This window comes from Gryllotalpicola reticulitermitis (assembly GCF_042651345.1).
Classification (GTDB): domain Bacteria; phylum Actinomycetota; class Actinomycetes; order Actinomycetales; family Microbacteriaceae; genus Gryllotalpicola; species Gryllotalpicola reticulitermitis.
Genome location: NZ_JBHSCN010000001.1, coordinates 1 through 24,205, shown reverse-complemented (window position 1 = coordinate 24,205; position 24,205 = coordinate 1). Strand labels below are relative to the sequence as shown.

The following is a 24,205-nucleotide window of genomic DNA, read 5'->3' as shown; positions in this document are numbered from 1 at the left end:
GCACCGTCCTTGTCACCGGGGCCAACGGCGGCCTCGGGATGGAATTCGTGCGTCAGGCGATCGAACGAGGCGCCCGCAGGGTCTACGCCGCCGCCGAAACCCGAAGGACACGGTGGATGCCCGTGTCGTTGCCCTGCCGCTCGACATCACGAACCCGAACGCAGTGGCCGGGGCGGCCGCGACCGCCACGGACGTCGATCTGGTGATCAACAACGCCGGAATCGCTCCCGCCGGCGACTCCATCACCGGGCCCGACGAGGAAGCGCGGCTCATCTTCGAGACCAACTTCTTCGGCACCCTTCGCGTGGCCACCGCGTTCGCCCCGATCCTCGCCGCCAACGGTGGCGGGACCCTGCTGAACGTCCTGTCATCGTCCGCGTGGGCGCCGGTTCCCACGGTGTATGCAGCATCGAAGGCCGCGGCATGGTCGGCGACCAATGCCCTGCGCCTCCAGCTCCACGGCCAGGGAACCCAGGTCGTCGGCCTCCTTGTCGGGATGATCGACACCCCGATGTCTGCGCGCTGGGATGTTCCGAAGACCGCCCCTGCCAGCGTGGTCACTCAGGCTTACGACGGCATCTCGGATGGCGCCTTGGAAGTACTCGCCGATGACGAGACCCGGCAGCTGCGCTCCCTGCTCGGCTCCCCTGCGGAGAAATCATTCCCCTACCTCGCTGAGCAACTCGCCTTCTTCACAGCCTGAGCATCGCCTGCCGGCCCGCGGGTGGGTCGTACGCCGTCTGACCCCCCTGACCGACGACGCGCCTAAGGCTGTCGCGAAGCGCCGCTCGGGTCGCGGTGCACCGGCGCGTCGTCGTTCATCGCGGTGAGTACCTCGTGGAGCAGTTGGGCAGCGGACTGAAGCAGCGACGAGTCGACAGGCTCGAGCACCTGACTGATCACCTCGCCTGCGGCGGTGCCCGCGCGCTGCGCTGCTTCCTTGCCTTGCGTCGTCAACCGGATGATCTGACTGCGCGCATCCGAGGGGTCGGCTTCGCGCTCGATCAACCCGTCCTCGTGCAGTCGGCGCAGGATGTTGCTGGTGCCGCCCGTGGTCAGCAGCAGTCGCGACGAAAGTTCTCGGGGGCGTGCGCCGTCATCTCCGCGCTCAGCCAAGGCCCCAAGTACGTCCAGCTCGCTTCGCGAGAGGCCGTGTGCGTTCAGCACGTCCACGATGCGGCGGTCGAGGAGCGTCTGAAGACGCACGGCGTGCTGGGCGAGAGAGAGCGCCGAATCCCGCTGATCGTGATCCATCGACTCAGCCTAGTGGAACGTCTTTCGTGATACCTTTCACGAAAGGTATTTACGGAGGCGTGATGACAACAGTGATCCAGAACGTTCGGGTATTCGACAGTGCGGGGCTGAGCGAGCCTCGCGAGGTGATCTTCGGCGATGTACTCATCGCCGACGCGGCGACGGAAGCGGGTGTCGTGATCGACGCCGCGGGAGCGACGCTGCTGCCCGGTTTGATCGACGCACACGTGCATACCGTGCTCGGCCGGGTGGATCTGCAGAACCTGGCTCAGTGGGGCGTCACCACCGGTTTGGACATGGCGGCGTGGCCCCTGGAATTCGTGAACGCGATGCGCCACGAGGCGGACGTTGCGCAGATCTTCAGCGCCACGGTCCCCGCGGTCGGTCCGGGCGGCAATCACGCGAAGATGCCAGGATTCCCGGCCGACGGCGTCGTGACGACGCCGGCCGAGGCGAGGTCGTTCGTCGAGCGGCGCGTCGCTGACGGCGCCGACTGGATCAAGATCGTGACAGAGGCCGCTCCCCCTGCCGGGATGGATCAGCCCACGGTCAACGCGATCGTTCAGGCCGCGCACGAGCACGGCCTGCTGGTCGTTGCGCACTCGATCACGACTGGCGCGTTCCGCGTGGCCATCGAGGCAGGAGTCGACGTGAGCACGCACGCCCCCTTGGACGCCGTCCTCGACGACGAGCTCGTCGCACGTATGCGCGAGATGGCGATGGTTTCCGTGCCGACGTTGACGATGATGGAGGGCACCGCGCAACTGTTCGCGGCCCGAGGGCTTCGCTATGAGAACGCACGCGACAGTGTCGTCAAGTTCTACGAAGCCGGCATCCGAATCCTTACCGGAACCGACGCGAACTCCGCACCCGGGGCCCCGTTCGGGCCGAAGCACGGGGAGTCGCTTCATCACGAGTTCGAGCTTCTCGTGCAGGCCGGCCTCACGCCGGTCGAAGTGCTCACGGGCGCCACATCGCTCTCGGCCGACACCTTCAATCTGAAGGACCGCGGCGCGGTCATGCCCGGCAAGCGCGCGGATCTCGTGCTCGTCGACGGCGATCCGACGACAGACATCACCGTGACTCGCAACATCCGTGGCGTGTGGATCGCCGGCGAGCGCGTTCGATGAACGAGGGTGACGGCCTCACGCAGAGCAGCCCGCGCGGATACGCTGTCGTAATCGCGAGGGCACCGTGTTGCCGCCGGTGGACGGGTTCGAGGTAGACCCCCGCACTGGACGAGCGCCGAGCGCGGGAGGGAGTTCACGATCCTCGACGACTACAGCGGCACCACGCGCTTGTATCCGATCATCGGCGATCCAATAAAGTACGTCGAGACACCCGCTCGCCTGACTCGTACTTTCGAGGGCCGCGGGCACGACGGGATCTGTGTGCCGCTCCAGGTTCCCGAGCACGCGCTCAGCACGACGATGGCGGCACTCACCGCCGTCGGCAACGTTGACGGCATCCTCGTGACGATGCCTCACAAGCGGGCCGCGATCGAGTACTGCGACACCGTCTCCTCTCGAGCCGAGACGCTCGGCGTCGTCAGTGTGATGCGACGTCGCCCGCACGGCGGTTGGCACGGCGACATGCTCGACGGTGTGTCGTTCGTTGCGGCGCAGCAGCGCAACGGAGCCCGCATCGAAGGCGCTCGAGCGCTTCTTCTCGGTGCCGGCGGAGCGGGCAGCGCGATCGCGATGGCTCTGCTCGGCGCCGGGGTCAGCCGGCTTGTCATTCACGACGCTGACGAATCACGCGCCGAGGCGCTGCTGAGCGTGCTGAGCGACGACCGAGCGACAGTGGGCACGCCCGACCCGAGCGGCTGCGACCTCGTTCTCAACGCCACCCCGATGGGAATGAACGCCGACGACCCCATTCCCGTCGTCCCCACTCTGCTGACGCCCGCACAGTTCGTGGGCGACGTGATCGCGGGCCACGGAGTCACGCGATTGATTTCCGCAGCACAGGATGCCGGCTGCGCGACCGCAAGCGGCGGCGACATGGTGGAGGCGGGCCTTGATCTCATGGCCGACTTCTTCTTGTCACCGGGCCTCGGTTGAAGACACGAAAGGGGGTGACCGGGAATCACCCCAGTCGCCCCCTTTGGGTACGCAGCGCTTAGCGCTTGGAGTACGTGACGTCGAACGACGCCTTCGCCTTGGCGAGCTGGCCGAACTCGATGCCCGTGGATGCCTCAGCAACCGCCTTCTCGTCGAACGAGGGCGTGACTGTCAGGGAGAGCTGCGGGCGCCCGACTCTATCGCCTCGGTAGTTGTAGGTGATCGTGCTCGGGAACGGGACCGATCGTCGTTGGTACGGCGCCTGGCCGCCAGTGCTGCTCCTCATCACGATGGTAGCTGACGGATCTTCGGCCACCCATGCGGCGTAGGCCTTCGACAGCGAGATCGGCGACGCGAGCGTGCCGAGATCCAGGTCGACGTCTCCCGTGTACCAACCGACGCCGGCGAACATGGGAACGGTCAGGGTGGCGCGCACGCGGGTCGCTGCCGCGACAGCTTCGTCGACGTCAGCGTCGGGGACGAACACGCCGTCCCAGGATGCATCCGCGTCTCCGGTGTTGGCGATCTTCCACGGCTGCGTGCCGGTTCCCGTGATCTCACCATTGGCCGAGTAAGCGATCTCGAACGGCTCGCCCTCCACGTTCAGCTGCGGAGCTGGCACGTAGGCCCCGCTCACCGCCGAGGCGTTGTCCTTGAGTGAGACGCGCAGCGTGTCGAGCGCCTCGACACCGACGACCCCTGCGGCCAGCGCTGTCGCCGTGGCCGCAATGAGCACACGTCGCTTACGGCTGTTCTTCCGGGCGCCCTGGGGCGCAACCTGCTGTGTCATGTGCGAATGCCCTTTCGTGATCTCCGACCCGCGACGTGATCTTTCACGCAGTTGTCACCTTTTGACCCACGGGCCAAGAAGGACGCTAGGGAGTGAACTGTTTGCTGATCCGACGCTTCCGTGGAAACACGGGCAACCCGACCAGGTAGCCGAGCCCGGCCCACGCTCGAGCAGGCGGCCGCTGCTCGGCCGAGCAGCCCACCCGCGCCAATAGGCTTCGGGCATGGTGCTCGTCATCGCGTGCGTGCTTGTCATCATCGCGGCCTTGATCCACGTCGCGATCTTCTGGATGGAGAGCGTCGCGTGGACGCGCCCGGCGATCTGGGCGCGCTTCAACGTCGCCGACCAGGCGCAGGCCGATTCGAACCGCGACCTCGCGTTCAACCAGGGGTTCTACAACCTCTTCCTCGCATTCGGCGCCGTCACCGGTGTCGTACTGCTGGCTGCCGGCCTGCACGCCGCCGGCTACGCGCTGGTGTTCCTCAGCGTGGGGAGCATGCTCGCAGCATCCGTCGTCCTGCTCTCGCTCGGCACGAAATTCGCGGCGGCGGCACTCACGCAGGGCCTCGCGCCCTTGATCGCGCTCATCGTCACCGTCATCGCCTGCACGACGGTATAGCCGGCTGCCCCAACGCGAATCCACGCGTCGCGTGCGCTGCCGAGGCGCTCGCTACGCCGCGGCCTCGTGCTGCTGCTCAGCGACCGGGCTTGTCGTGAGCCGCCGCCGACCCGCGAACCAGGCGACGGCGAAGGTCGCGAGTGCCGCGATGCCGCCGATGATGATCGGCAGTCGCGCACCCCAGAGATCGGCGACCCAGCCGAGCAGCGGGCCGCCGATCGGCGTCGTGCCGAGCTGCAGCACCGTCTGCACGGCGACGACGCGGCCGACCATCTGCGGGTCGGCGCGCAGTTGCGCCAACGCGGTCGTCGCGGTCATGTACGAGATCGAGAAGCCGCCGACGATGGCCGCGACGACGTACCCGATCGGAACGTTCGGCACGAAGCCGAGCGCGAGCAGCGTGATCCCGAACGCGCCCGAGCTGAGCACGATCGTGCGCAGCGTGACCCGAGCACGGCGCGCGACGATGAAGCTCGCGATCACCGCCCCGACGCTGAAGCAGGAGTAGAGCAACGTGTACTGCGTCGCCGTGCCGTGCAGCCCCTTCTCGACGAACAGCGGGAACGTCACGTTGAAGTTGTAGCTGAGCAGGCCGATCACGACGAGCATGCCGAACGAGACCGCGAGCTCGGGCGTATGGACGATGTAGCGGATGCCGGCCCGCACCTGCCCGCGGCCTTTCGGCCCTCGCGGCGTCGGGTGCAGTTCGGACCCCCTCATCATGACCAGCGCCACGATCACGACGACGTACGACGCCGCGTCGATCGTGAAGCACCAGCCGAAGCCGAGGGTCGTGACGAGGACACCGGCGATCGCCGGGCCCGCGATGCGCGACAGGTTGACCATCGAGCTGTAGAGCGTGACCGCGTTCGAGACCTGCTCGGTGCTCACCATCTCGCGCACGAATGAGCGCCGCGCGGGGTTGTCGGCGGCGAGCAGGCATCCGCCGATCGCCGCGACGGCGAAGAACAAGCCGATCGGCGTGTGCGGCAGGAATGCGAGCACGGCGAGCGCGATCGATTCGGCCATCTCGAGCGATTGCGTCCAGTAGAGGAGCTTGCGCTTCGACATCCGATCGGCCAGCGACCCGGCATAAATCGAGAACAGCAGGATCGGCCCGTACTGACAGGCCGCGAGCCATCCGACCGCCGTGCCGCTGCCCGTGCGATCGAGTACGAGCAGCGTGATGGCGATGTTGGTGAGCCAGTTCCCGCTGTTGGAGACGAGCTGGCCGAAGAAGAACAGCCGGAAGTTGCGCGTGCGCAGCGAACTGAACGTCTTGCCGATGCCCGACTCGAGGCCGCGGGTTGCAGGCATCCGTTCAAACCCCCTCGTGCGCCGCGGCGCTCGTCAACATGTTTCGTTAGCCAATGCTAACGAATTAAGACGGATGCTTCGCACACGAGCCCTCTCGGCCTGAGGAATTCTCTGCTAGCGTCATGCGCTTCGAGGCATGATCACAAAGGCGCGATCACAATGTCGTATTTCCGCACGGCTCATCGTCACGACTCCGACGTCGACATCTCGACGATCGGGTTCTGGCAGCAAGACTTCCCGACCAGGGACAGGGCATTCGCACGTCTGCGCGCGGAGTCACCGGTGAGCTGGCACCCGCCGCTGCAGACCCCGGGCCTTCCGAAGCGCGCGTGGGAGGCCGGGTTCTGGGCGGTCACGACAGCGCACGACGTGGCCCACGTCAGCAGGCACCCCGATCTCTTCAGCTCGGCCATCGGGCAGGTGAGCGTGCGACCCGCGCCGTATCGGCTGACACCCAACATGCTCGTGCTCGACCCGCCGGCGCACAGCGAGTATCGCAAGATCGTCGGCAGCGCGTTCACGCCGAAGGCCGTCGCGCGCCTCGAGACGGGAATCCGCAACCGGGCCAAACGAATCGTGCTGCGCGCGGCCGCGCACGACGAGTTCGACTTCGTGACGACAGTGGCCGCGCAGATGCCGCTGCGGACCGTCGCCGAGCTCATCGGCGTTCCCCACGACGAGGTCGATCACTTCGTCGAGGCCGCCGACGCGTACGTCAGCACGCGCATCCCGGCTCAACTGCCGCCGGGCGTGTCCGCCGAGATGTTCATCGCAGCGCGCGGCGAGTACCTGCAGGCACTCTGCGCCGAACTCGCGGCCGAGCGCCGCGACCAACCGCACGACGACCTGATGACCGCACTCGTCGAGGCTCGCGTCGAAGGCGCGGCGCTCACCGAGGAACAGATCTTCTCCACCGTCGTGCTGCTCGTCGTTGCGGGCGACGACACGACGAAGCAGGCGATCACGCTGTCGTACCTCGCTCTGCAGCACTTCCCCGACCAGCGCGAATGGCTCATGGCCGACTACGACAACCGGTTCGACATCGCGTTCGACGAGCTGGTCCGGTATGCCTCACCGGTCCTCAGCTTCGCCCGAACCGCGATGAACGACACCGAGCTCGGGGGGAAGCACATCGCCGCCGGCGACAAGATCGCACTGTTCTACTGCTCCGCCAATCGTGACGAGACGATCTTCACCTCACCTGCCGACCTCGACCTCGCGCGCCACCCCAATCACCACCAGGCGTTCGGCGGAGGCGGCGTGCATTTCTGTCTGGGCAACACGCTCGCCCGGGCACAGGTGAAGGCGATCCTGGGCGAGGTACTGCAGCGTCTCCCCGACGCGACGCCGGGAGACCCCGTGTTCCAGTTCAACGACGCCGTCCACGCCGTCGCCGAGCTGCCGATCCGGGTGCGCTGACGACGCACGCGAGTACGCGATCGACCCGCCACAATCGCCCCCGTCGTCGCTACGGTGAGACCGTGAGCGAGGAACAGGATTCGAATTCCACCGTGGCCGCCGCATCATCGGCTGCATACCGTGTCGTGGTCGGCGTCGACGGGTCGCAGCCATCCGTGGGGGCGCTGAAGGCGGCGGCGCGGATCGCGACCGACTCGGGCGCGACGCTGGTCGCCGTCGTCGCGTGGCAGATGCCGCCCTTCGAGGGCACCTCCCCGAGCGGCTACTCCCCCGAAGACGACGCCAGGCGGATCCTTGCCGAGGCGGAAGCCGCGGCGTTCGGCGGCGAGTTGCCGGCGAGGTACGAGCGCACGTTCGTCGATCACCCACCGGTCGCGGCGCTCATCGACGAAAGCCGCAACGCCGACCTCGTCGTCGTCGGCACCCGCGGCCACGGCGGTGTCATCGGAATGCTGCTCGGCTCCGTGAGCGCCGCGGTTGCGCAGTACGCGCACTGCCCCGTGCTCATCCACCGCCCACGCACCAGCTGACGCGAGAGCCGCTGTCAAGGCCGCGCGAAGTGGCCCCACGGGGCTGACACTGGGGTTATGGGAACTTCGGCACGCATACAGTCACTGGCAACCGCGGTTCCCTCGACCCTGCTCATACAGAACGAGGTCCGCGACGTGTTCGCGGACCAGCCCGGGCTCTCGCGCCTCGCCCTGCGCATCCTCGGCGCGGCGTTCGACGGCTCGGGAATCGAGACCCGTCACACCGTGCTCGAAGAGCTGCAGCTCGACCGTCGCAGCGACGACCCGGTGTTCTTCGACGGCGAGTCGAGGCGGCTGCTCAGCCCGAGCACCAAGGTCCGCAACGAGCTGTACATCACCGAGGCGACCCGACTGTTCGTAGACGCGGGGCGCGACGCGCTCGAGCAGTGCGCAGACATCCGCCCCTCCGACGTGACTCACGTGATCACGGTGTCCTGCACCGGATTCTTCGCGCCGGGGCCCGACTACATGCTCGTCCGTGAGCTCGGCATCAGCCCGGCGGCGCAGCGCTATCACCTCGGCTTCATGGGCTGCTACGCGAGCATGCCGGCACTGAGGCTCGCCAAGAGCTTCTGCGACGCCGACCCTCATGCCGTCGTGCTCGTCGTCAGCGTCGAGCTCTGCACCCTGCACGTGCGCAGCTCGAACGACTCGGACCTCATCATCGCGTCGTCGCTGTTCGCGGACGGCGCCGGTGCCGCCGTCGTCTCGGCCCGTGATGTCGGCGCGCCCGGGCCCCAGCTGGGACTCGACGCATTCGAGACCGTGATCACGCCCGTCGGCGAGGGCGACATGGCGTGGACGATCGGAGATCAGGGCTTCGAGATGGTGCTGAGCTCGTATGTGCCTCAGATCATCGACGATCACATCACGGATGCTCTGCAGCCCCTCTTCGCGCATGAGCCCGGCGCGCACGAGCAGCCGGCGACGAGCATCCAGCAGTGGGCGATCCACCCCGGCGGCCGCAGCATCCTCGACAAGGTCGAGAGCCGGATGGGCCTCGACGAGAAACAGCTGCGCGCGTCTCGCGAGGTGCTCCGCGACTTCGGCAACATGAGCAGCGCCACGATCCTGTTCGTGCTGCGGAACCTTCTCGACGGGGCGGAATCGCGCGCGGCCGAGCGCGGACCCGCCGACCCCGAGCGCGTGTGCGCGATGGCGTTCGGCCCCGGCCTCACCGTCGAGACGGCGCTCATGACCGTTCTCCCGCCGAGCGGGGAGCGGTGAGTCTCAGCCGCCGTGCCACGCAGCTCACCGAGCTGATGGACGACCCGGACTGCGACCTGCGGCTCCTCAACAACACGTATCGGCACTTCGGCGCCATCAATGCGGTCGTGGCCGGCTGGCGCGGAACGTATCGACGGGGGATCCGGCCGCTGCTGCGCCACGACCGCCCGACCACCGTTCTCGACGTCGGCAGCGGCGGCGGCGACCTCGCGGTCGCGTTGCGCGGCTGGGCGCGACGCGACGGCCTCGCGCTCACCGTGACCGGCATCGACCCCGACGAGCGCGCCTTCGACTTTGCGCGCTCGAGGCCGCCGATCGACGGCGTGAGGTTCCTGCGCACCTCGACCAGCGAACTGGTCGCAGGCGGCGAGCGCGCGGACATCGTGGTGTCCAACCATGTGCTGCACCACCTCAGCGCCGACGAGCTGCTTGCTCTCCTCGATGACACGTCACGGCTTGCGCGCCGCACGGTGCTGCACTCCGACATCACGCGCAACCGGCTCGGCTATGCCGCGTTCTCGGTGGGCACCATGCCGTTCTTCCGCGACTCGTTCATTCGCGAGGACGGCCTGCGCTCGATCCGGCGCAGCTACCGGCCACGCGAGCTTCAGCGACTCGTACCGCCCGGCTGGCACGCGCAGGCGCGGTCGCCGTTCCGCTACGTGCTGCACGGGGAGCCGCGTGGCTGACGTCGCGATCGTCGGCGGCGGCCCCGTCGGCATGGTCGCCGCGCTGGAGCTCATTGCACGCGGGATTTCCGTCACTGTGCTCGAACGACGCAGCGAACCGCGGGACAGCTCGCGGTCGATCGGTATCCACCCGCCTGCGCTCGACGTGCTCGACGGTCTGGGCTGTGCCGATGCGGTCATCGACGCGGGCGTGCGAGTCCGCGAGGGGGAAGTGCGGTGCGGCGGGGCCGTTCTCGGAATGCTGTCGTTCCGGAGCGCGTCGCCGAGGCATCCGTACGTCCTGTCCGTGCCGCAGCACGTGACCGAGCGGATGCTCCGCGCCACCCTCGCCGCGCGAGCGCCCGAGGCGCTCCTCACCGGGTGCGAGGTCACGGGGTGCGAGCAGACCGCGACGGGCGTGCGGCTCGAGACGAGCCGGGGACCGGTCGAGGCCGGGTGGGCAATCGGCGCAGACGGCCCGCGCAGCATCATGCGAACGCTCGGCGGCTTCGCTGTCGGCCGGCGGGCGTACCCCGACCGCTATGTGATGGCCGATGCGCCCGACCGTTCGGGGCTCGGCGAGCGCGCCGTGCTCTACCTCGAGAGCGACGGAGTCGTCGAGTCGTTCCCGCTCCCGGGCGGGCGGCGGCGCTGGGTCCTGCATCGCGGCGCTGACCGAGCCGCGCTCGATGCGTCCGAGCTCGCCGACACGGTGCGCCGGCGCACCGGTGTTGCCGTCGATGGGGGCACGATCGGCGACGTCAGCTCGTTCGGGGTCGGCCACGTGTGGGCGAGAGCCGCGGTGCGCGGACGTATAGCGCTCGTGGGCGACGCGGCTCACGAGATCAGTCCAATCGGCGGCCAGGGCATGACCCTCGGGTGGCTGGACGCGAGCGAACTCGCCGCCGCACTCGCGCAGGTGATCGGCGGCGGCCCTCGCGACGCGCTCGCCGCCTACGCCGCGAGAGCAGCGAAGCGAGAGCGGATGACTGCGCGCCAGGCGTTCTTCAACACGGCCATGGGGCGCCCACGGCACGGCCGGATGCTCGCGGCGCGCAACGTCATCGTGCGCGCCATGGCCGGACCGCGCTTCGAGCGCCGGATCGCCGCCGCCTTCACGATGGCGGCGCCGGCCGCCGTCACCGCGCGCGGCTATCGTGGATCCACGTGAGCTCGACCGCTGCCCCGGCCCCCGCTTCGACGTCCGCGCGGGCGGTGCGGTCGGGCCTCGTGTTCGTCGGGGTGCTGCTCATCGCCGCGAACCTGCGCGCCTCGATCACCACCGTCGGGCCCGTTCTCGACGACGTGCAGCGCGACCTGAGGCTCGGGTCGGTCGAAGCATCCGTATTGATCAGCCTGCCGCTGCTCGCCTTCGCGGTCGTCTCGCCGCTCGCGCCCGCACTCGCGCGCCGCTTCGGAATCGAGCGCACCCTGGGCCTCGCCCTCGGGCTGCTCGCCGTCGGAATCGTGCTGCGGTCGCTGCCCGGTCTCGCGCTGCTCTGGATCGGCACGGCTGCGCTCGGCGTCGCCATCGCGATACTGAATGTCGTGCTCCCCGCGCTCGTCAAGCGCGATTTCCCGCACCGGATCGGCCAGGTGACCGGCCTCTACTCGGCTGTGCAGTCCGTGTTCGCCGCGCTTGCCGCCGGTCTCGCCGTGCCTATCGCCGGGTCGTCGGAATCGGGGTGGCGACTTGCGTTCGGCATCTGGGCGGGGCTCGCGATCATCGCGTTGGGGGTGTTCGCGCCGCAGCTTCGACTGCGCTCGGTTCCGGAAGACACGGATGCCACGGATGCCACGGATGCCACGGATGCCACGACGCCGGTCGTACCAGGGGCAGCCGCCGCAGGGCGAAGCCCATGGCGCACGGCTCTCGGGTGGCAGGTCACGCTCTTCATGGGACTGCAATCGGTGAGCTACTACGTGCTGGTCACCTGGCTCGCCTCCATCGAGCACGCCGACGGCATCGGTGCGGCGACGGCGGGCCTGCATCAGCTGCTGTTCAACGCGTTCGCGATCGCGGGCAGTCTCGCGAGCGCCACGCTCATCCCCCGTTTCTCCGACCAGCGGCTGATCGCGGCGACCGCTCCCCTGTTCCTCGTCGCCGCGGTTCTGGGCCTGCTGCTCGCGCCGGAGCTGGCGGCGGTGTGGGCATGCCTTGCGGGCATCGCCGGCGGCGGCACCATCGTGCTGGGCCTCTCGCTGTTCGGCTTGCGGACCCGCGACCACACCCAGGCGGCCGCGCTGTCGGGCATGGCGCAATCGATCGGCTACCTGCTGGCGGCGGCCGGCCCGCTCGCCATCGGCGCGTTGCACGACGCTACGAGCTCGTGGACGACGGCGCTGGTGACGCTGCTCGCCATAGCGATCGCGCAGATCGTCTTCGGCCTGTTCGCGGCGCGCGACCGCGTCATCGGGTAGCAGCTCGCGCCAGGTGCGCCGAACGGACTGGGAAGCGCCGGGCAGACGTCCGTAGCGCACACCCGAGTCCGCCAAACGCACGTGGCGCTGCCACCGGATGCCTAAGCGGCAGGGTGAAGCACCACCTTCGTCCAGCCGTCGACCCGCTTGTCGAACTGGTCGTACGCTCGCGGCGCCTCGGTGATGGCGAGCTCGTGCGAGACAAGGCGACCGGGGGTCGCGACGCCGCGAATGACCAGATCGCGCAGCTCACGGTTGTATCGCTTCACAGGACACTGACCGGTACCGATCGCGAGGCCCTTCGTGAAGGCCGTGCCGAAGTCGAAGGAATAGCGCCCCTCCTTCGCCGCATCCGCCGAGGCTCCGGGGTCCTCGGGCTCGTACACCCCGACGACGCCGATGCGGCCCGTGGCCCGCACGGCAGCGATCAAGCCGTCCATGACCATGGCAGGGTGCTCGTCACCCGCCGGATCGTGTGCCTGGTAGCCGACCGCCTCGACACCGCAATCGACACCGAAGCCGTCGGTCGCATCGGTGATCGCCTCAACGGCATCGACGTCGGCGGCGTTGACCGGGGTGGCTCCGAACTGCTCGGCGAGGGCAAGGCGATCCGGTTCGAAGTCGACGACGAAGACCTGTGACGCCCCACGCAGTACCGCGCTGTGCGCGGCCATGAGCCCGACCGGCCCTGCCCCCCAGATCGCGATCGTCTCGCCGGGCGCGAGCTTCGCGAGCTCGACGCCGTGGTAACCCGTCGGGAAGATGTCTGACAACATCGCGAAGTCGAGCTCGTGCTCGTTGCCTGCCGGCAGCTCGAGCAGGTTGAAGTCCGCCCACGGCACCCGCAACAGCTCGGCTTGCCCGCCACGATAGGGGCCCATCATCGGATAGCCGTAGCCGGCGCCCGGCTGCCCGGACGGATTGGCGCGCAGGCACGCCGACGTGAAGCCCACCGTGCAGTTGCGGCAGGTACCGCAGGCCAGATTGAACGGAACCGACACGCGATCGCCGACCTTGATGCGGTTGACCCCCGGGCCGACCTCTTCGACGATGCCCATGTTCTCGTGACCGAAGACAGAGCCGGGTTCGAATTCCACCCGGCCCTCGTAGGGGTGCAGGTCGGAACCGCAGATGTTCGCGGTGGTGATGCGGATGATCGCGTCGTTCGCGTCCTCGATGCGCGGATCTTCCACGTTCTCGACGGAGACGTCGAACGGCCCGTTGTAGACGACTGCTTTCATCGCTTGTTCCTTCCACATGTCATGCGTGAACCCCAGTGGTGAAGGGTGGCTTTGATTTCGACGTACCCGGCCGCGCCCCCCGCAATTCACGCGCCAGAGAGGGTTGACTTCGCGGACCGTCTCTGGCGACGAAGAACATGCGGTATCGCGTACGACGATCGCGGTCATCGGAATTCAGCGTTGGACGCGATGGTGCGTTCGGGGCGACAGTGATGACATGAGCACCACCGCCGAAGCATCCGTCACCCGCCCCCCTGCCGCATCGCCATCGCACGCGCGCGGGTTCTGGCTCGTCGGCTACCTCTTCGCGGTGACGATGGCCGCTGGCGCCGTCTCGACGCCGCTGTACGTGCTGTACCAGCAGCAGGACCACTTCAGCTCGTTCATGATCACTGTGATCTTCGCCGTGTACGCCGTCGGTGTCGTGCTGAGCCTCTTCCTCGCGGGTCACATCTCCGATCGCTTCGGCCGCCGCCGCATCATCGCGCCCGCGGTGCTGCTCAACGTGCTCGCGATGCTCGTGTTCATGAGCTCGCACGCTCTCGTGCTGCTGCTCGTCGCCCGGTTCCTGTCCGGCCTCGGAATCGGCATGCTGACCGCGACGGCCACGGCCCACATGACCGAGCTGCACCAGACCGCGCACCCGACGCGCAGCAGCCGGCGTGCGGAGGCCGTCTCGACCGCTGCGAACATGGGCGGCATCGGCGCGGGCCCGCTCATCGCCGGCCTGCTCGCGCAGTTCGCGCCCGAGCCGCTGCTCACGCCGTACCTGGTGCTGGCGTTCCTGCTCGTCGTGGGGCTGCTGGCCCTCGTCACCGTGCCGGAGAGCGTGGCGTTCACCGACAGCTCGTGGCGGTACCGGCCCCAGCGGGTCGTCGTGCCGCCCGAGTCACGCGCGGCCTACATCGGCGCGGCACTGACCGGATTCGTCGGCTTCGCGATGTTCGGATTCTTCAGCGCCCTCGTGCCGACATTCCTCGCCGGGCAGCTGCACCTCACGTCGCACGTGCTCGCCGGGGGCGTGAGCTTCATCGCGTTCGGCTCGTGCGCGCTGTTCCAGGTCGTGACGTCGTCGTGGCCGCGCCACCTGCAATACCTGATCGGCACGCTCGTGCTGGCCGCGGGCATCGTGCTCGTCTCGGTCGGCATCGCCGCCGCGGCCCTGCCCGTGCTGCTCATCGGCGGCTTCGTCGCAGGCGGCGGAGCGGGAACGACGTTCAAGGCCGCGATCGGCACCGTCGTCGGCATCGCCCCCGCGAACGCGCGCGGCGAAGCGCTGGCCGGGATCTTCCTCGTCTCCTACATCGGCATCGCGATTCCCGTCGTCGCCGTGGGCGCGCTGCTGCTCGTCGTGTCGACGCTCGTCGCGGTGCTCTCGTTCGGTGCGCTGCTGCTCGTACTGCTCGCGGCGGTCAGCGTCCTGCTTGCACGAGTCGGAGCGTTCGCGCCTGCGCCGTAACTTAGAGGGCGTGCAGCTGCATCAGCTCGAATACTTCGTCGCCGTCGCCGAGACGCTCAGCTTCACGCGCGGCGCGCAGCGTGTGCACACCGCGCAGTCCGCGGTCTCGGCGGCGATCGGCCACCTCGAAGGCGAACTCGGGGTGAGGCTGTTCGACCGCGGGCCCCGCGGCATCACGCTCACCGACCACGGAACAGCGCTGCTGCCGAAGGCGCGCGAGGCGCTCGCGGCGGTCGCCGCGGTGGCGGATGCGGCGGCGCAGCGTCGCGGCGAGATCTCCGGCGTGGTCACGGTCGGCACCATGGAGCACACCGGACCCTTCGACATCGTGGGCACGCTCGAGCGCCTCCAGCGCGATCACCCCGGCGTGATCGTGCGGCTGCGCCAGACCTCGGCGGGCAGCACGTCGAGCCTTGCCGAGCTGCGCAGCGGCTCGCTCGACGTGGCACTCATCGCCGGGATGCCGCGCAGCACCGCCGACGTCGAGATCGAGTCGGCGCACGAGGACCCGCTCGACTTCGTCTGTGCTGCCGACCACCCGCTCGCCGGCCACCAGAGCGTCGAGGCGCGCGACCTCACTGACCAGAACTTCATCGAGTACCCGCTCGGCTGGGGCAACCGCGCGGTAGCGGATGCCTGGTTCGAGGCATCCTTCACCCCACGGGTGATCCGCACCGAGGTGACGCACTTCGACCTCGCCGTCGACCTCGTGGCCCGTTCTCTCGGCGTCACGCTCCTGCCGCGCCAGGCGGTGCCCGACGACCCGCGCATTCGCCGCATTCCGATCGCCGGCGGTCCGCTCTGGACGGTCGGCATAGCCCGGTCGACGCACCGGCCCGTGTCGATCGCGACGCGCACGTTGATCGAATATCTGCGCACGCAGGCGGCCGAGTAGAGCACTGTGAGGCAGCCGGCCGGCCGAACGGGATGACAGCACCAGCCCGCTCGGCCGGCTTCAGCGGCTCTACGGGCTCGCTCAGGCGGTGGTGCGCGGCGGTGCCGCACGCCGGGGCGCCGTGCCGGCGGCGAGCTGCAGGTCCTTGAGCAGGCTGTAGTAGGCCTGCTTCGGCTGCTGATTGACGTCGTAGATGCAGGCGTAGCCCTCACCGCTGAAGGTGCTGGGCACCCACGAGTCGTAGTCGGTCCAGCCCCAGACCGTGAACGAGATCACCTCGGGAACCGAGATCGCGGCCTGCAGCATCGCCGAGTACTCGAAGGGCTGCGCGAACTGGGCGAGGCTGTCGGTGGGCACCTGGTCGGTCGCGTTGTTCACGTTGGTGCGCACGTCGGCCTCGGTGATCGCGATCCTCAGGCCGAGCTTGCCGTAGCTCTCAAGATCCGACTGGAATCGCTGCGGGTCGAACCCGTACTGGGTGTCGAGATGAGCCTGCGTGCCCACGCCGTGGATCGGCACGCCCTTGTCCCGCTGCTGCTGCACCCAGGTGGAGACGGCGGTGAACTTGGCGTTCGTGCCGTCTTCGCCGGTGATGTTGTAGTCGTTGTAGAACAGCAGCGCGTGCGGGTCGGCCTCGTGTGCCCATCTGAACGCCTGCGGAATGACCGACTCACCGAGAGCGGTGATCCACCAGTTGGTCGGGTCGATTCCCGAGGGGCTCGCATCGGTGAAGAACTCGTTCGCGACGTCCCACTGCCAGATCTTGCCGCGGTAACGCCCCAGCTCGGTGAAGATGTGCTTCTCGAGCAGACCCCAGAGCTGGTTCTTCGAGATGGTCCCGGCATCGAAGCCGTTCACCAGCCAGTTCGGCAGCTGGTTGTGCCAGAGCAGGGTGTGGCCGCGCACGAGCTGACCGTTCTGCTTCGCGAACGCGACGAGCTGGTCGGCGTCCGTCCAGTCGTACACACCGGGAGCGTTCGGCTCGACGGTCTGCCACTTCATCGCATTGGCACCGGTGACGACCGAGAACTGGCCGCCCGAGATGCTCGGCCACTGCTCGATGTCCTGCGGGGTCAGCGCGGACCCGATCGGCAGGTTGATGAGGGCGCCCGCGCCGCGCAGGGTGTCGGGCGCGGAACCCGGGCGGCTGCTCGGCGTTGATGCGAATGCGGGTGCGGCGGCGAGCGAGACCCCGCCGGTGAGGAGTGCGGCCGCGCCGGCCGCGCCCATCGTCAGAACGCTACGACGTTCCATTGGATACCTCCGTTTACGCCATTGTCTGGAGTGCCGGGATTCGGCTCCCCTTGGGGGCGTCGCCAGGGTATTCGCCCCCCTAACGGGGGTCAAGCAAAACGCGACGGAAATCGAAAACGATTTACGTGCCGCATCTGACGGCCGTCGGCTGAGTGCTCGCGCCCCTGCCACCGCGCCTGCCAGGCTGGAGTCGTGACCGAACTCCTCGTCGTGCTCGTGATCGCGTTCCTCGTGATCGCCGCGTCGACCGTGCTCGGGCCACGCCTCGGCATCGCCTCCCCGCTCGTGCTCGTCGTCGTGGGGGTCGCGGCGAGCTTCCTGCCGGCGTTCTCGTCGGTCCATATCGAGCCCGACTGGATTCTCGAGGGCATCCTGCCGCCCCTGCTGTATTCGAGCGCCGTCTCGATGCCCGCCATGAACTTCCGGCGCGAATTCGGCGCGATCAGCAGCCTGTCGATCGTGCTCGTCGTGGCCAGCTCACTGGTGCTCGGCGCGTTCTTCGCGCTCGTCATTCCGGGGCTGGGTTTCGCATGGGGCGTCGCGCTCGGCGCGATCGTGAGCCCGACGGATGCCGTCGCCACGTCGATCATCAAGCGCACGTCGGTCTCGAAGCGCGTCGTCGCAATGCTCGACGGCGAGAGCCTGCTCAATGACGCGACGGCGCTCGTGCTGCTGCGCACGGCGATCGTCGCGACCGCAGCGGCGTTCTCGTTCTGGGGTGCCGTCGGCACCTTCGCGTACTCGGTTGCCGTCGCGGCGGTCCTCGGGTGGCTGGTCGGGTGGCTCAACCTCGTCGTGCGGCGGCACGTCCGCGACGCGACTGTCAACACCGTGATCTCGTTCGCCGTGCCGTTCGTCGCGGCGGTTCCCGCCACCCTGCTCGGAGCCTCGGGCCTGGTCGCAGCCGTCGTCGCGGGCATCGTCACAGGCATCCGCGCCGCCCGCGATCTGTCCCCCCAGAACCGGCTGTCCGACTCGCAGAACTGGCGCACGGTCGAACTGCTGCTCGAGGGCGCCGTCTTCCTCACGATGGGACTGCAGATCCGGGAGATCATCGAGCAGGTCGAGCACGATCACGGCGGAGTGGGCACCGCGGTGATCGTGGCACTTGGCGCGCTCGCCCTCACCATCATCGTGCGGGCGCTCTACGTCACCCCGCTGCTCGGCGTGCTCGCGCGCCGCGCGCGGCACGGCGTCAAGATGCGCGATCGCATGCAGGACATGCACGAGAAGCTGAGCACGCCCGAGGGGAAGAAGCAGACCGTCGAGGAAGTACGCGCGCGAGGCTTCCGGCGCAGCGAGCAGGACATCGAGCGCGTCGCAGTGCGGGTCGCACAGTCGCTCGCGGACATCGACTACTTCGTGCGCGAACCCCTCGGCTGGCGCGAGGGCACGGCCGTCGTATGGGCCGGCATGCGCGGCGCGGTCACGGTGGCTGCGGCGCAGACGCTGCCCGCCGGCACGCCGCAACGCTCGGTGCTCGTGCTCATCGCGTACACCGTCGCGGCGGTGTCACTGGTGGTGCAGGGCGGCACCATCGGTCCGCTCGTGCGGCGCCTCGCTCCGAAGGTCGACTCCACCGCTGTGGCCGAGCAGACCGCAGCCGAGCAGGACCGGATGATCGCCCTGATGAGGACCAGCGCCGACTCGGTTCCCGCCCTCCCGCCGGCGCCCGACGGCCCGCCGACGCGGGAGCGCCTGCTCGCCGTGCGGCAACGCCGGCTGCAGGTCTTCGAGGCGCAGCGCGCCGCACTGCTCGACGCACGCGACACGGGCACGTTCGACGCCGACGTTCTCGAGAGCCTGCTCGCGAACCTCGACGCGGCGCAGATCGCGATCGAGTTGCGCGGCACCGTCGAGAGCTGAGCGGATGCCGGGCGCATCCGGCCCGGATCACGCCTCGATGCGAGAACCGGCTCGCGGTTCCGCTATTGTGGAACCTGCGCAGTCGCAAGGCTGCCTGGAGACGTCGCATAGTCCGGTCGAGTGCACCACCCTGCTAAGGTGGAGTGGGCGTCAAGCCCACCGAGGGTTCAAATCCCTCCGTCTCCGCCAAATGCCTGGTTAGAGCCTGTTTCTTATGGCTTGCCGGGCGATTCTCATTCAGCGTCCGAGTCCGGGGTTCTGCTGAGTGACCCCCAGGTGACCCCTGTCCGCACTCTCGCTCTCGGCGAGCCGGTGTAGGTGATCGCGACGCTGGCCTTCTCCGAGGACGTGCGCGTAGACGGCGAGAACGGTGCGCGGCTCGTCCCCGAGGTACTCAGCGACCTCGTGAAGGGGTGTGCCGAGGCGTAGCCAGGTCGAGGCGGCATAGTGCCGCAGGGCGTGGCGGCGGAAGCCGAGGGGGAACTTGCGGGCGACGCCGACCGAGAGCTGCCCGCCGTGCTGGTTGGTGAACAGGTAGTCGTCGGGTGCTTTGCCTGTGGCGTAGTGGCGGAAGATCACCAGGGCGCGCGGAGAGAGAGGCACGGGGCGGGTGCCGCGCCAGGACTTCGGCCCTTTCTCCGCGTAGCGGTCGGAATGGGATCGCTCCACGTTCAGCTGCGGGAATGGAACTTCGGAGAGCCAGTGGACTCGTATCGCGCGCACCTCGCCCCACCGCACGCCGGTCAAGGACATGAATTCGAACACGTCGGCGATATCGCTGCGCCGCTGACGCAACGTCGCGAGGGCTGCAGCGACCCGTCGCGGCGAGGGGATCTCGTTCGGGTTCACCGCGCGCTGGGCGGCCGCTCCCAGCTCGGGGATCTTCTTCATGGTGCGTACCGGGTGCGGCTGGTGGAGCAGCCCCTGCTCGTCGGCGTAGGTGAACAGTGCGCTCAGCGTCGTCTTGGCACGGGCGACAGTTGCCGGCGCCTTCCCGCCGCGCAGTTGCGTCAGCAGATGGGAGCGGATGTCGCCGGCCTGGACGGAGGCCAGAGGCCTGCGGAGCATCGCTTGAGGGAGGGCGGCCAGATTGTTTGCGTCGGTGTCCACGGTGTGCGGATTGCCTTCCGCGCGAACGGCCAGGAACGTCACTACCAGCTCATTCAGTGTGTACGACCGCTTGGGGGCCAGAGGTCGGCCTGTTTCGATGAGGTGCTTCTGCTGGCGCTCCCACGCCTCGGCGGCGCGCTTAGTGTCGAACGACTTAGACGCCGCGAGCTCGCGGCCGGACTTGACCCGGACGAGGTAGTAGGTCTTTCCCGTCTTCGTCGTGCGCGGCTCGATCACTTGGCCACTCCCGCCAGCCGCTCCACGTCGATCCGGCGGTACACGCGCTTGTGCTGGGTCAGCTGGATCGGCTCGACAGGGGCGCGATCAGCGAGCGCCAGGGCGCGCAGCGTCGTGCGATGGATGCCGAGCAGCGCAGCCGTCTCCTCCTCTGAGTAGAACAGCGGTGCAGGCCAGTTCTGCACGACGCGTTCAGCGCTCTCACCCATCGCGACCTCCTCCCGCGACGCCGCTAAGATAGTCGCGGATATTTGAGATTAGACCACGATGCGCAGATAACCGCAAGTGTCTTAGATGACTCTCAGGGTCGGTACACTCTGAGTCATGGCCGCATCCCCCCGCCGTCCTGGCGATCAGTCCTACGACGGTCTGATCGTGCAGGCCGACCTTCCCGATGGGTGGTATTTGCCCGACCGCTTCCCGGGCGAGCGGCCTGAGGACACGAGCGGGCAGATCGACGCGGTCCTGGGCTACACGGATCAGGTCGCCACGGACACGGCCTGGAAGTCGCAGCTTGACTCGGGCAATAACGAAACAGTCGATGGTCGATGGCGCTACCTCGAGCACACCGCGACCGCAACTCGCGTGTTCATCCGCCTCCAGCGGCAGACTTTCGCCATCCCCGAAGAGGTGCGGATCACCGGAGTCATCTACTTGCCCTGGCGGCCGGGCGATCCGATCACGAGCCAGCTACTGCGCGAACTGCCGACCGCGCGAATCGAGGCGGCGATCAACAAGCGACTGTTCGCCATGACACGCACCGAGACCATCACCGGCGGCAAGATTGTCCTGCCGTCCGGCCACAAGGTCTCCGAACGTGACCTGCTCAAGCCGCTCGGAGACCCGAAACGAACTCCGGACTTCTACGAGCTTGTAGCGCTCCAGCACGGCCGGCTCGCCAGTCGGGGCGACCCGAATCCCTCAGCAACGATGGCAGACATTAGCGGCGTCGCTCTCTCCACAGCGCAGGGCTGGGTCACCCGTGCCCGCGCCCGCGGGCTTCTCCCGCCCGGACGCCAGGGCCGAGCCGGGTAGCCGGCGACGCGAAGGAGGAGTTGAACTCTTGCCCTCGCAGGTGCCTACGTCGGGATTCAGAAAGCCGCGTAATATCAACGGTTTCCGGGGTGGTAGCAGCACGGGCTTACATCTGGATGCGCGCAGAAACGTAGTCGGTGCCCCATCGTTTGCCCCGTGACGGAACACCGTGGGGATCGCCTACCGGCCGGTGGGCGCGGGTTGCGGGGTGACTTCCAGCGGTGGGTCGCCTTGGTGCGCTTGTAGCGCGTATTCGATGAGGTGGCTGAGGTCGAGTGAGCGTGTGGATGGCAGGGTGATTGCGCTCGGGTCGAGGTGCCCGCGCTCGCTTGTCGTCGCGGTCGTGACTGCTTTCATTTGCTCGCTTTCTCGAGCCCGGCCTGCAGAGCGGGCGGGAGGCTGTCGACGACGGAGATCTTGACGGCGCTGGAACTGGTCGGCGTGCCGGCCGGGACGGCGCCGATGGTCTGGGTCGCTCCTTCGGGTTCGTTGAGGAACGTCTCGATGCCGGTGACGAGTCCGGTCGCGGTGTCGATGGTGAGGCGATAGTCGTCGCTGTGGTCAAGGAGCTGCAGTGTCGATGAGGTGCCGGTCGTGCTGAGCAGCCTCACGCCGGGGATGAGCGCGATTGCCTTGAATGCGGCGGCGCGCTGGCTGGCGGGCAGGAGGTCGGAGGCGAGGTCGCTGGCGATGAGGTCGAAGACCATCTCGTTGCCGATCGCGATACTGTCCGGATCGGTCGGGTCGCCGAAGTCGACCTCGTGCCGGTAGAAGGCGAGTAGGCCTGCGGGGTCTGTCGGGATCGTGGCCGGGTTGACGCCTGCTCCGGCGACCTGGCCGAGTGCGAACTTGTGGCCGTTGGGCATGCCGGTGGGTGCGAGTCCTCCCGGGAGGTACTGGACGGACTCGGCATCCTGCTTGGCATAGGTCTTCTGGTCCTGGGCGATCGCAGCGGCCACGTCGGTTCCGTGCTCGTCGGAGGTGGTGACCGGGGCGGCGTTGTTGTCCTCGATCCAGGTGTCGGAGCGGTTGGCGGGCACGTAGATCACGAGAGTCGCGTGATTGATCCAGGATGCTGTGGAGCCGCGCCGGAACTGCCCGTCGGTACCGGGCCCCGCCGTGCGCAGCTCGGTGCTGTCGGTCTCCACGCGCAAGTACTGTCCCGGCACGGGCTGAGGCGGCACTGACGCGCTGGCGAGTTTCGCGGCGCCCGCGAGGACCTCCTCGGCGTTGGCCGGCGGCACCGCGACGCCGATCACGCTGTGGTGTCCGGGCGTAGCTGTGGGGCCGATGCCGCCGATTGATGCAGCGACGAAGGTGGCTGCCGCGACGGCTGCAGTGCCGGTGATCCCGACCGTCCAGACGACACCCGGCCGACGTCGGTGCGAGGTAGGCGCGGCCTCCGCAGCCATCACCTCCTCCAAGTAGGCCAGGGCTGCCGCCGTCTGTGCTGAGTTCAGCCCCTCGACGTCAGAGCGCAGACTGCGCACCTTCTCCAACACGTCCATCTCGTGCTCCCTCCGTCTTCGTCGTTGTCTGCTTGTGGATCCCGGCTTCCGCGGCGGCGGCAGTGAGTTTTCGGCGCACCCGGTTCAAGCGCGACCGCACCGTGCCGATCGGAACCCCGAGCGCCTGCGCGACACCCTTGTAATCGAGGTCTGCCCAGGCGTACAGCAGCAGCGTGTCCCGGTCGCGCGCGGTGAGATCTCGGATCGTGGAGGCGAGTGCACCAAGCTCCCGTTCCGCGTCGAGCCGGTCCACGAGCGCCGGTCCCGAGTCCACGTCTCCGATGAACGCAGCCCTGGAGACCTCCAACGCCCGGAGCGCACGCGCCTCGACACCTCGCTGCTTCCGGATCAGGTTGGTCGCGATGCCGAACAACCACGGCCCCGCGTCCTCACGACTCCGATCGAACCGGGCCCGCTGTCGAAATGCCGTCGCGAAGGTCTCAGACACGATGTCCTGAGCTTCATCCACCCCAAGGCGTTTGACGGCATACCGGGACACTGGGCCGGAATGACGTTGAAACAACAGACCGAACACCGCAGGGTCCGTCAACGACTCAGCGATGATGTCTCGGTCGGTGCTCACACCAGTACTTTCCCGATCGCGCCGATTGAGTTCACGATCCGGCAGCATCGCTGCTTCCCACCGCCACTAAACGCGGGGGCTCGAAGCTCGCCGACACAGAAGCATCCGGCGTGATTCCGCCCAGCACGAACTCCGGCACCTGCTGACCACGCTCCTCTGGCCCAAGCGGCGCGGGCACCATGTCTCCGACGGCTCCATCCCGAACGCCTCACGGAACACTCGACCGTACGATGGCGGATCCTGCGCCGGGCACTTAAGTCCCGGTTGCCAGATCGCTCTGCGCCAGGGGGGCGGTTTCAGCTCCTCAACCAGTTCCGGAAGCCGCCCATGCGCTGGTGCGTCTGCCGCCACATCCGGCCAAGGATCAGAAGCGGGGCCACGAACACCACGGCGGCCAGCACGATCAACGTGTACCTGCCCGCGATCGCTGCGATCGCAGCCCCGGCGCAGCAGAGTCCGGACCACACCCAGAAGCCGTACACCTTCGCTGTCGGTCGGTGTCCTGACGGCATCGCGCGGCCCCCTCTGCCCGTTGCGCCCAGTATAGAAACCGGCATCAGCGACCTCGGGACTTTCCCGATCAATGAGCTATCCGGCCACACGCGCGGGACTGTCTGATTTCCGGTGTTTCTGGGGTGGCCTGACTGGAAGGAACAGGCCGTGATGGACACGACCGAGATGATCGATCCTGTGACCGGGGAGATCATCG

The 24,205-nt window shown here is 68.2% G+C and carries 24 protein-coding genes and 1 tRNA gene; 15 read left to right on the top strand and 10 right to left on the bottom strand.

The window, feature by feature from the left end; translation table 11 throughout:
- Nucleotides 1-112: 112 nt before the first annotated feature.
- On the top strand, nt 113-703 hold the full coding sequence (locus ACFOYW_RS00125; protein ID WP_390226501.1) for an SDR family NAD(P)-dependent oxidoreductase: 591 nt from the start codon (nt 113-115) through the stop codon (nt 701-703).
- Between the two features lie 62 nt (nt 704-765).
- Here ACFOYW_RS00125 and ACFOYW_RS00120 read toward each other — a convergent pair whose 3' ends face one another.
- Complete coding sequence (locus ACFOYW_RS00120) at nt 766-1,254, bottom strand: MarR family winged helix-turn-helix transcriptional regulator (RefSeq protein ID WP_390226500.1); 489 nt, start codon at nt 1,252-1,254, stop codon at nt 766-768.
- A gap of 62 nt (nt 1,255-1,316) precedes the next feature.
- Here ACFOYW_RS00120 and ACFOYW_RS00115 point away from each other — a divergent pair, with 62 nt between their 5' ends.
- Nucleotides 1,317-2,384 (top strand): amidohydrolase family protein, encoded by a 1,068-nt coding sequence (locus ACFOYW_RS00115; RefSeq protein WP_390226499.1) that lies wholly within the window; start codon nt 1,317-1,319, stop codon nt 2,382-2,384.
- Nucleotides 2,385-2,552: 168 nt separating this feature from the next.
- Nucleotides 2,553-3,317: a shikimate dehydrogenase family protein gene (locus ACFOYW_RS00110; RefSeq protein WP_390226498.1), complete on the top strand. Its 765-nt coding sequence runs from the start codon at nt 2,553-2,555 to the stop codon at nt 3,315-3,317.
- A 58-nt stretch (nt 3,318-3,375) separates the two neighbouring features.
- Here ACFOYW_RS00110 and ACFOYW_RS00105 read toward each other — a convergent pair whose 3' ends face one another.
- Complete coding sequence (locus tag ACFOYW_RS00105) at nt 3,376-4,107, bottom strand: hypothetical protein (RefSeq protein ID WP_390226497.1); 732 nt, start codon at nt 4,105-4,107, stop codon at nt 3,376-3,378.
- Nucleotides 4,108-4,330: 223 nt separating this feature from the next.
- Between ACFOYW_RS00105 and ACFOYW_RS00100 the strand changes: the two genes are divergently transcribed.
- Nucleotides 4,331-4,726, top strand: coding sequence for a DUF1304 domain-containing protein (locus ACFOYW_RS00100; RefSeq protein WP_390226496.1), 396 nt, complete (start codon nt 4,331-4,333; stop codon nt 4,724-4,726).
- A 51-nt stretch (nt 4,727-4,777) separates the two neighbouring features.
- Here ACFOYW_RS00100 and ACFOYW_RS00095 read toward each other — a convergent pair whose 3' ends face one another.
- Nucleotides 4,778-6,043, bottom strand: a complete 1,266-nt coding sequence (locus ACFOYW_RS00095; RefSeq protein ID WP_390226495.1) for an MFS transporter — start codon at nt 6,041-6,043, stop codon at nt 4,778-4,780.
- Between the two features lie 159 nt (nt 6,044-6,202).
- Between ACFOYW_RS00095 and ACFOYW_RS00090 the strand changes: the two genes are divergently transcribed.
- The 6 genes from ACFOYW_RS00090 to ACFOYW_RS00065 all read left to right on the top strand — a co-directional run bounded on the left by ACFOYW_RS00090 (nt 6,203) and on the right by ACFOYW_RS00065 (nt 12,308).
- On the top strand, nt 6,203-7,462 hold the full coding sequence (locus tag ACFOYW_RS00090; protein WP_390226494.1) for a cytochrome P450: 1,260 nt from the start codon (nt 6,203-6,205) through the stop codon (nt 7,460-7,462).
- 62 nt (nt 7,463-7,524) lie between these two features.
- Complete coding sequence (locus ACFOYW_RS00085; RefSeq protein ID WP_390226493.1) at nt 7,525-7,992, top strand: universal stress protein; 468 nt, start codon at nt 7,525-7,527, stop codon at nt 7,990-7,992.
- A 57-nt stretch (nt 7,993-8,049) separates the two neighbouring features.
- Nucleotides 8,050-9,219, top strand: coding sequence for a type III polyketide synthase (locus ACFOYW_RS00080; protein WP_390226492.1), 1,170 nt, complete (start codon nt 8,050-8,052; stop codon nt 9,217-9,219).
- Entirely contained in the window at nt 9,216-9,908 is a 693-nt protein-coding gene (locus ACFOYW_RS00075; protein ID WP_390226490.1) for a class I SAM-dependent methyltransferase, read from the top strand. Before ACFOYW_RS00080 ends, ACFOYW_RS00075 begins: the two co-directional genes overlap by 4 nt.
- Complete coding sequence (locus ACFOYW_RS00070) at nt 9,901-11,058, top strand: FAD-dependent oxidoreductase (protein WP_390226489.1); 1,158 nt, start codon at nt 9,901-9,903, stop codon at nt 11,056-11,058. Before ACFOYW_RS00075 ends, ACFOYW_RS00070 begins: the two co-directional genes overlap by 8 nt.
- A complete protein-coding gene (locus ACFOYW_RS00065) occupies nt 11,055-12,308 on the top strand; it encodes an MFS transporter (RefSeq protein ID WP_390226488.1) in 1,254 nt (417 codons plus the stop codon). The genes ACFOYW_RS00070 and ACFOYW_RS00065 overlap by 4 nt, the downstream gene beginning before the upstream one ends.
- 101 nt (nt 12,309-12,409) lie before the next feature.
- Here the strand turns inward: ACFOYW_RS00065 and ACFOYW_RS00060 are convergent, their stop codons facing one another.
- Nucleotides 12,410-13,549, bottom strand: a complete 1,140-nt coding sequence (locus ACFOYW_RS00060; RefSeq protein ID WP_390226487.1) for a glutathione-independent formaldehyde dehydrogenase — start codon at nt 13,547-13,549, stop codon at nt 12,410-12,412.
- 217 nt (nt 13,550-13,766) lie between these two features.
- Here ACFOYW_RS00060 and ACFOYW_RS00055 point away from each other — a divergent pair, with 217 nt between their 5' ends.
- On the top strand, nt 13,767-15,008 hold the full coding sequence (locus ACFOYW_RS00055; RefSeq protein ID WP_390226486.1) for an MFS transporter: 1,242 nt from the start codon (nt 13,767-13,769) through the stop codon (nt 15,006-15,008).
- A gap of 10 nt (nt 15,009-15,018) precedes the next feature.
- Nucleotides 15,019-15,903: a LysR family transcriptional regulator gene (locus tag ACFOYW_RS00050; protein WP_390226485.1), complete on the top strand. Its 885-nt coding sequence runs from the start codon at nt 15,019-15,021 to the stop codon at nt 15,901-15,903.
- A gap of 81 nt (nt 15,904-15,984) precedes the next feature.
- Here the strand turns inward: ACFOYW_RS00050 and ACFOYW_RS00045 are convergent, their stop codons facing one another.
- Complete coding sequence (locus ACFOYW_RS00045; protein ID WP_390226484.1) at nt 15,985-17,157, bottom strand: endo-1,4-beta-xylanase; 1,173 nt, start codon at nt 17,155-17,157, stop codon at nt 15,985-15,987.
- A gap of 192 nt (nt 17,158-17,349) precedes the next feature.
- Here ACFOYW_RS00045 and ACFOYW_RS00040 point away from each other — a divergent pair, with 192 nt between their 5' ends.
- Nucleotides 17,350-19,023: a cation:proton antiporter gene (locus tag ACFOYW_RS00040; protein ID WP_390226483.1), complete on the top strand. Its 1,674-nt coding sequence runs from the start codon at nt 17,350-17,352 to the stop codon at nt 19,021-19,023.
- A 96-nt stretch (nt 19,024-19,119) separates the two neighbouring features.
- Nucleotides 19,120-19,212: transfer RNA gene (locus ACFOYW_RS00035), tRNA-Ser, on the top strand.
- A gap of 48 nt (nt 19,213-19,260) precedes the next feature.
- Here ACFOYW_RS00035 and ACFOYW_RS00030 read toward each other — a convergent pair.
- Both ACFOYW_RS00030 and ACFOYW_RS00025 read right to left on the bottom strand, forming a co-directional pair.
- Nucleotides 19,261-20,370, bottom strand: a complete 1,110-nt coding sequence (locus tag ACFOYW_RS00030; RefSeq protein ID WP_390226482.1) for a tyrosine-type recombinase/integrase — start codon at nt 20,368-20,370, stop codon at nt 19,261-19,263.
- Nucleotides 20,367-20,579: a hypothetical protein gene (locus ACFOYW_RS00025; RefSeq protein WP_390226480.1), complete on the bottom strand. Its 213-nt coding sequence runs from the start codon at nt 20,577-20,579 to the stop codon at nt 20,367-20,369. The genes ACFOYW_RS00030 and ACFOYW_RS00025 overlap by 4 nt, the downstream gene beginning before the upstream one ends.
- Before the next feature lie 115 nt (nt 20,580-20,694).
- On the opposite strand from ACFOYW_RS00025, the gene ACFOYW_RS00020 reads away from it, so the two are divergent.
- Nucleotides 20,695-21,405 carry a hypothetical protein gene (locus tag ACFOYW_RS00020; protein ID WP_390226479.1) on the top strand — a complete coding sequence of 237 codons (711 nt, stop codon included), beginning with the start codon at nt 20,695-20,697 and terminating at the stop codon, nt 21,403-21,405.
- 353 nt (nt 21,406-21,758) lie between these two features.
- Here ACFOYW_RS00020 and ACFOYW_RS00015 read toward each other — a convergent pair whose 3' ends face one another.
- From ACFOYW_RS00015 to ACFOYW_RS00005, 3 genes are all read right to left on the bottom strand, one after another.
- A complete protein-coding gene (locus tag ACFOYW_RS00015; RefSeq protein ID WP_390226478.1) occupies nt 21,759-22,913 on the bottom strand; it encodes a hypothetical protein in 1,155 nt (384 codons plus the stop codon).
- Nucleotides 22,876-23,544 (bottom strand): RNA polymerase sigma factor, encoded by a 669-nt coding sequence (locus ACFOYW_RS00010; RefSeq protein WP_390226477.1) that lies wholly within the window; start codon nt 23,542-23,544, stop codon nt 22,876-22,878. Before ACFOYW_RS00010 ends, ACFOYW_RS00015 begins: the two co-directional genes overlap by 38 nt.
- Before the next feature lie 248 nt (nt 23,545-23,792).
- Nucleotides 23,793-24,008 carry a hypothetical protein gene (locus ACFOYW_RS00005; protein WP_390226476.1) on the bottom strand — a complete coding sequence of 72 codons (216 nt, stop codon included), beginning with the start codon at nt 24,006-24,008 and terminating at the stop codon, nt 23,793-23,795.
- Nucleotides 24,009-24,205: the final 197 nt, after the last annotated feature.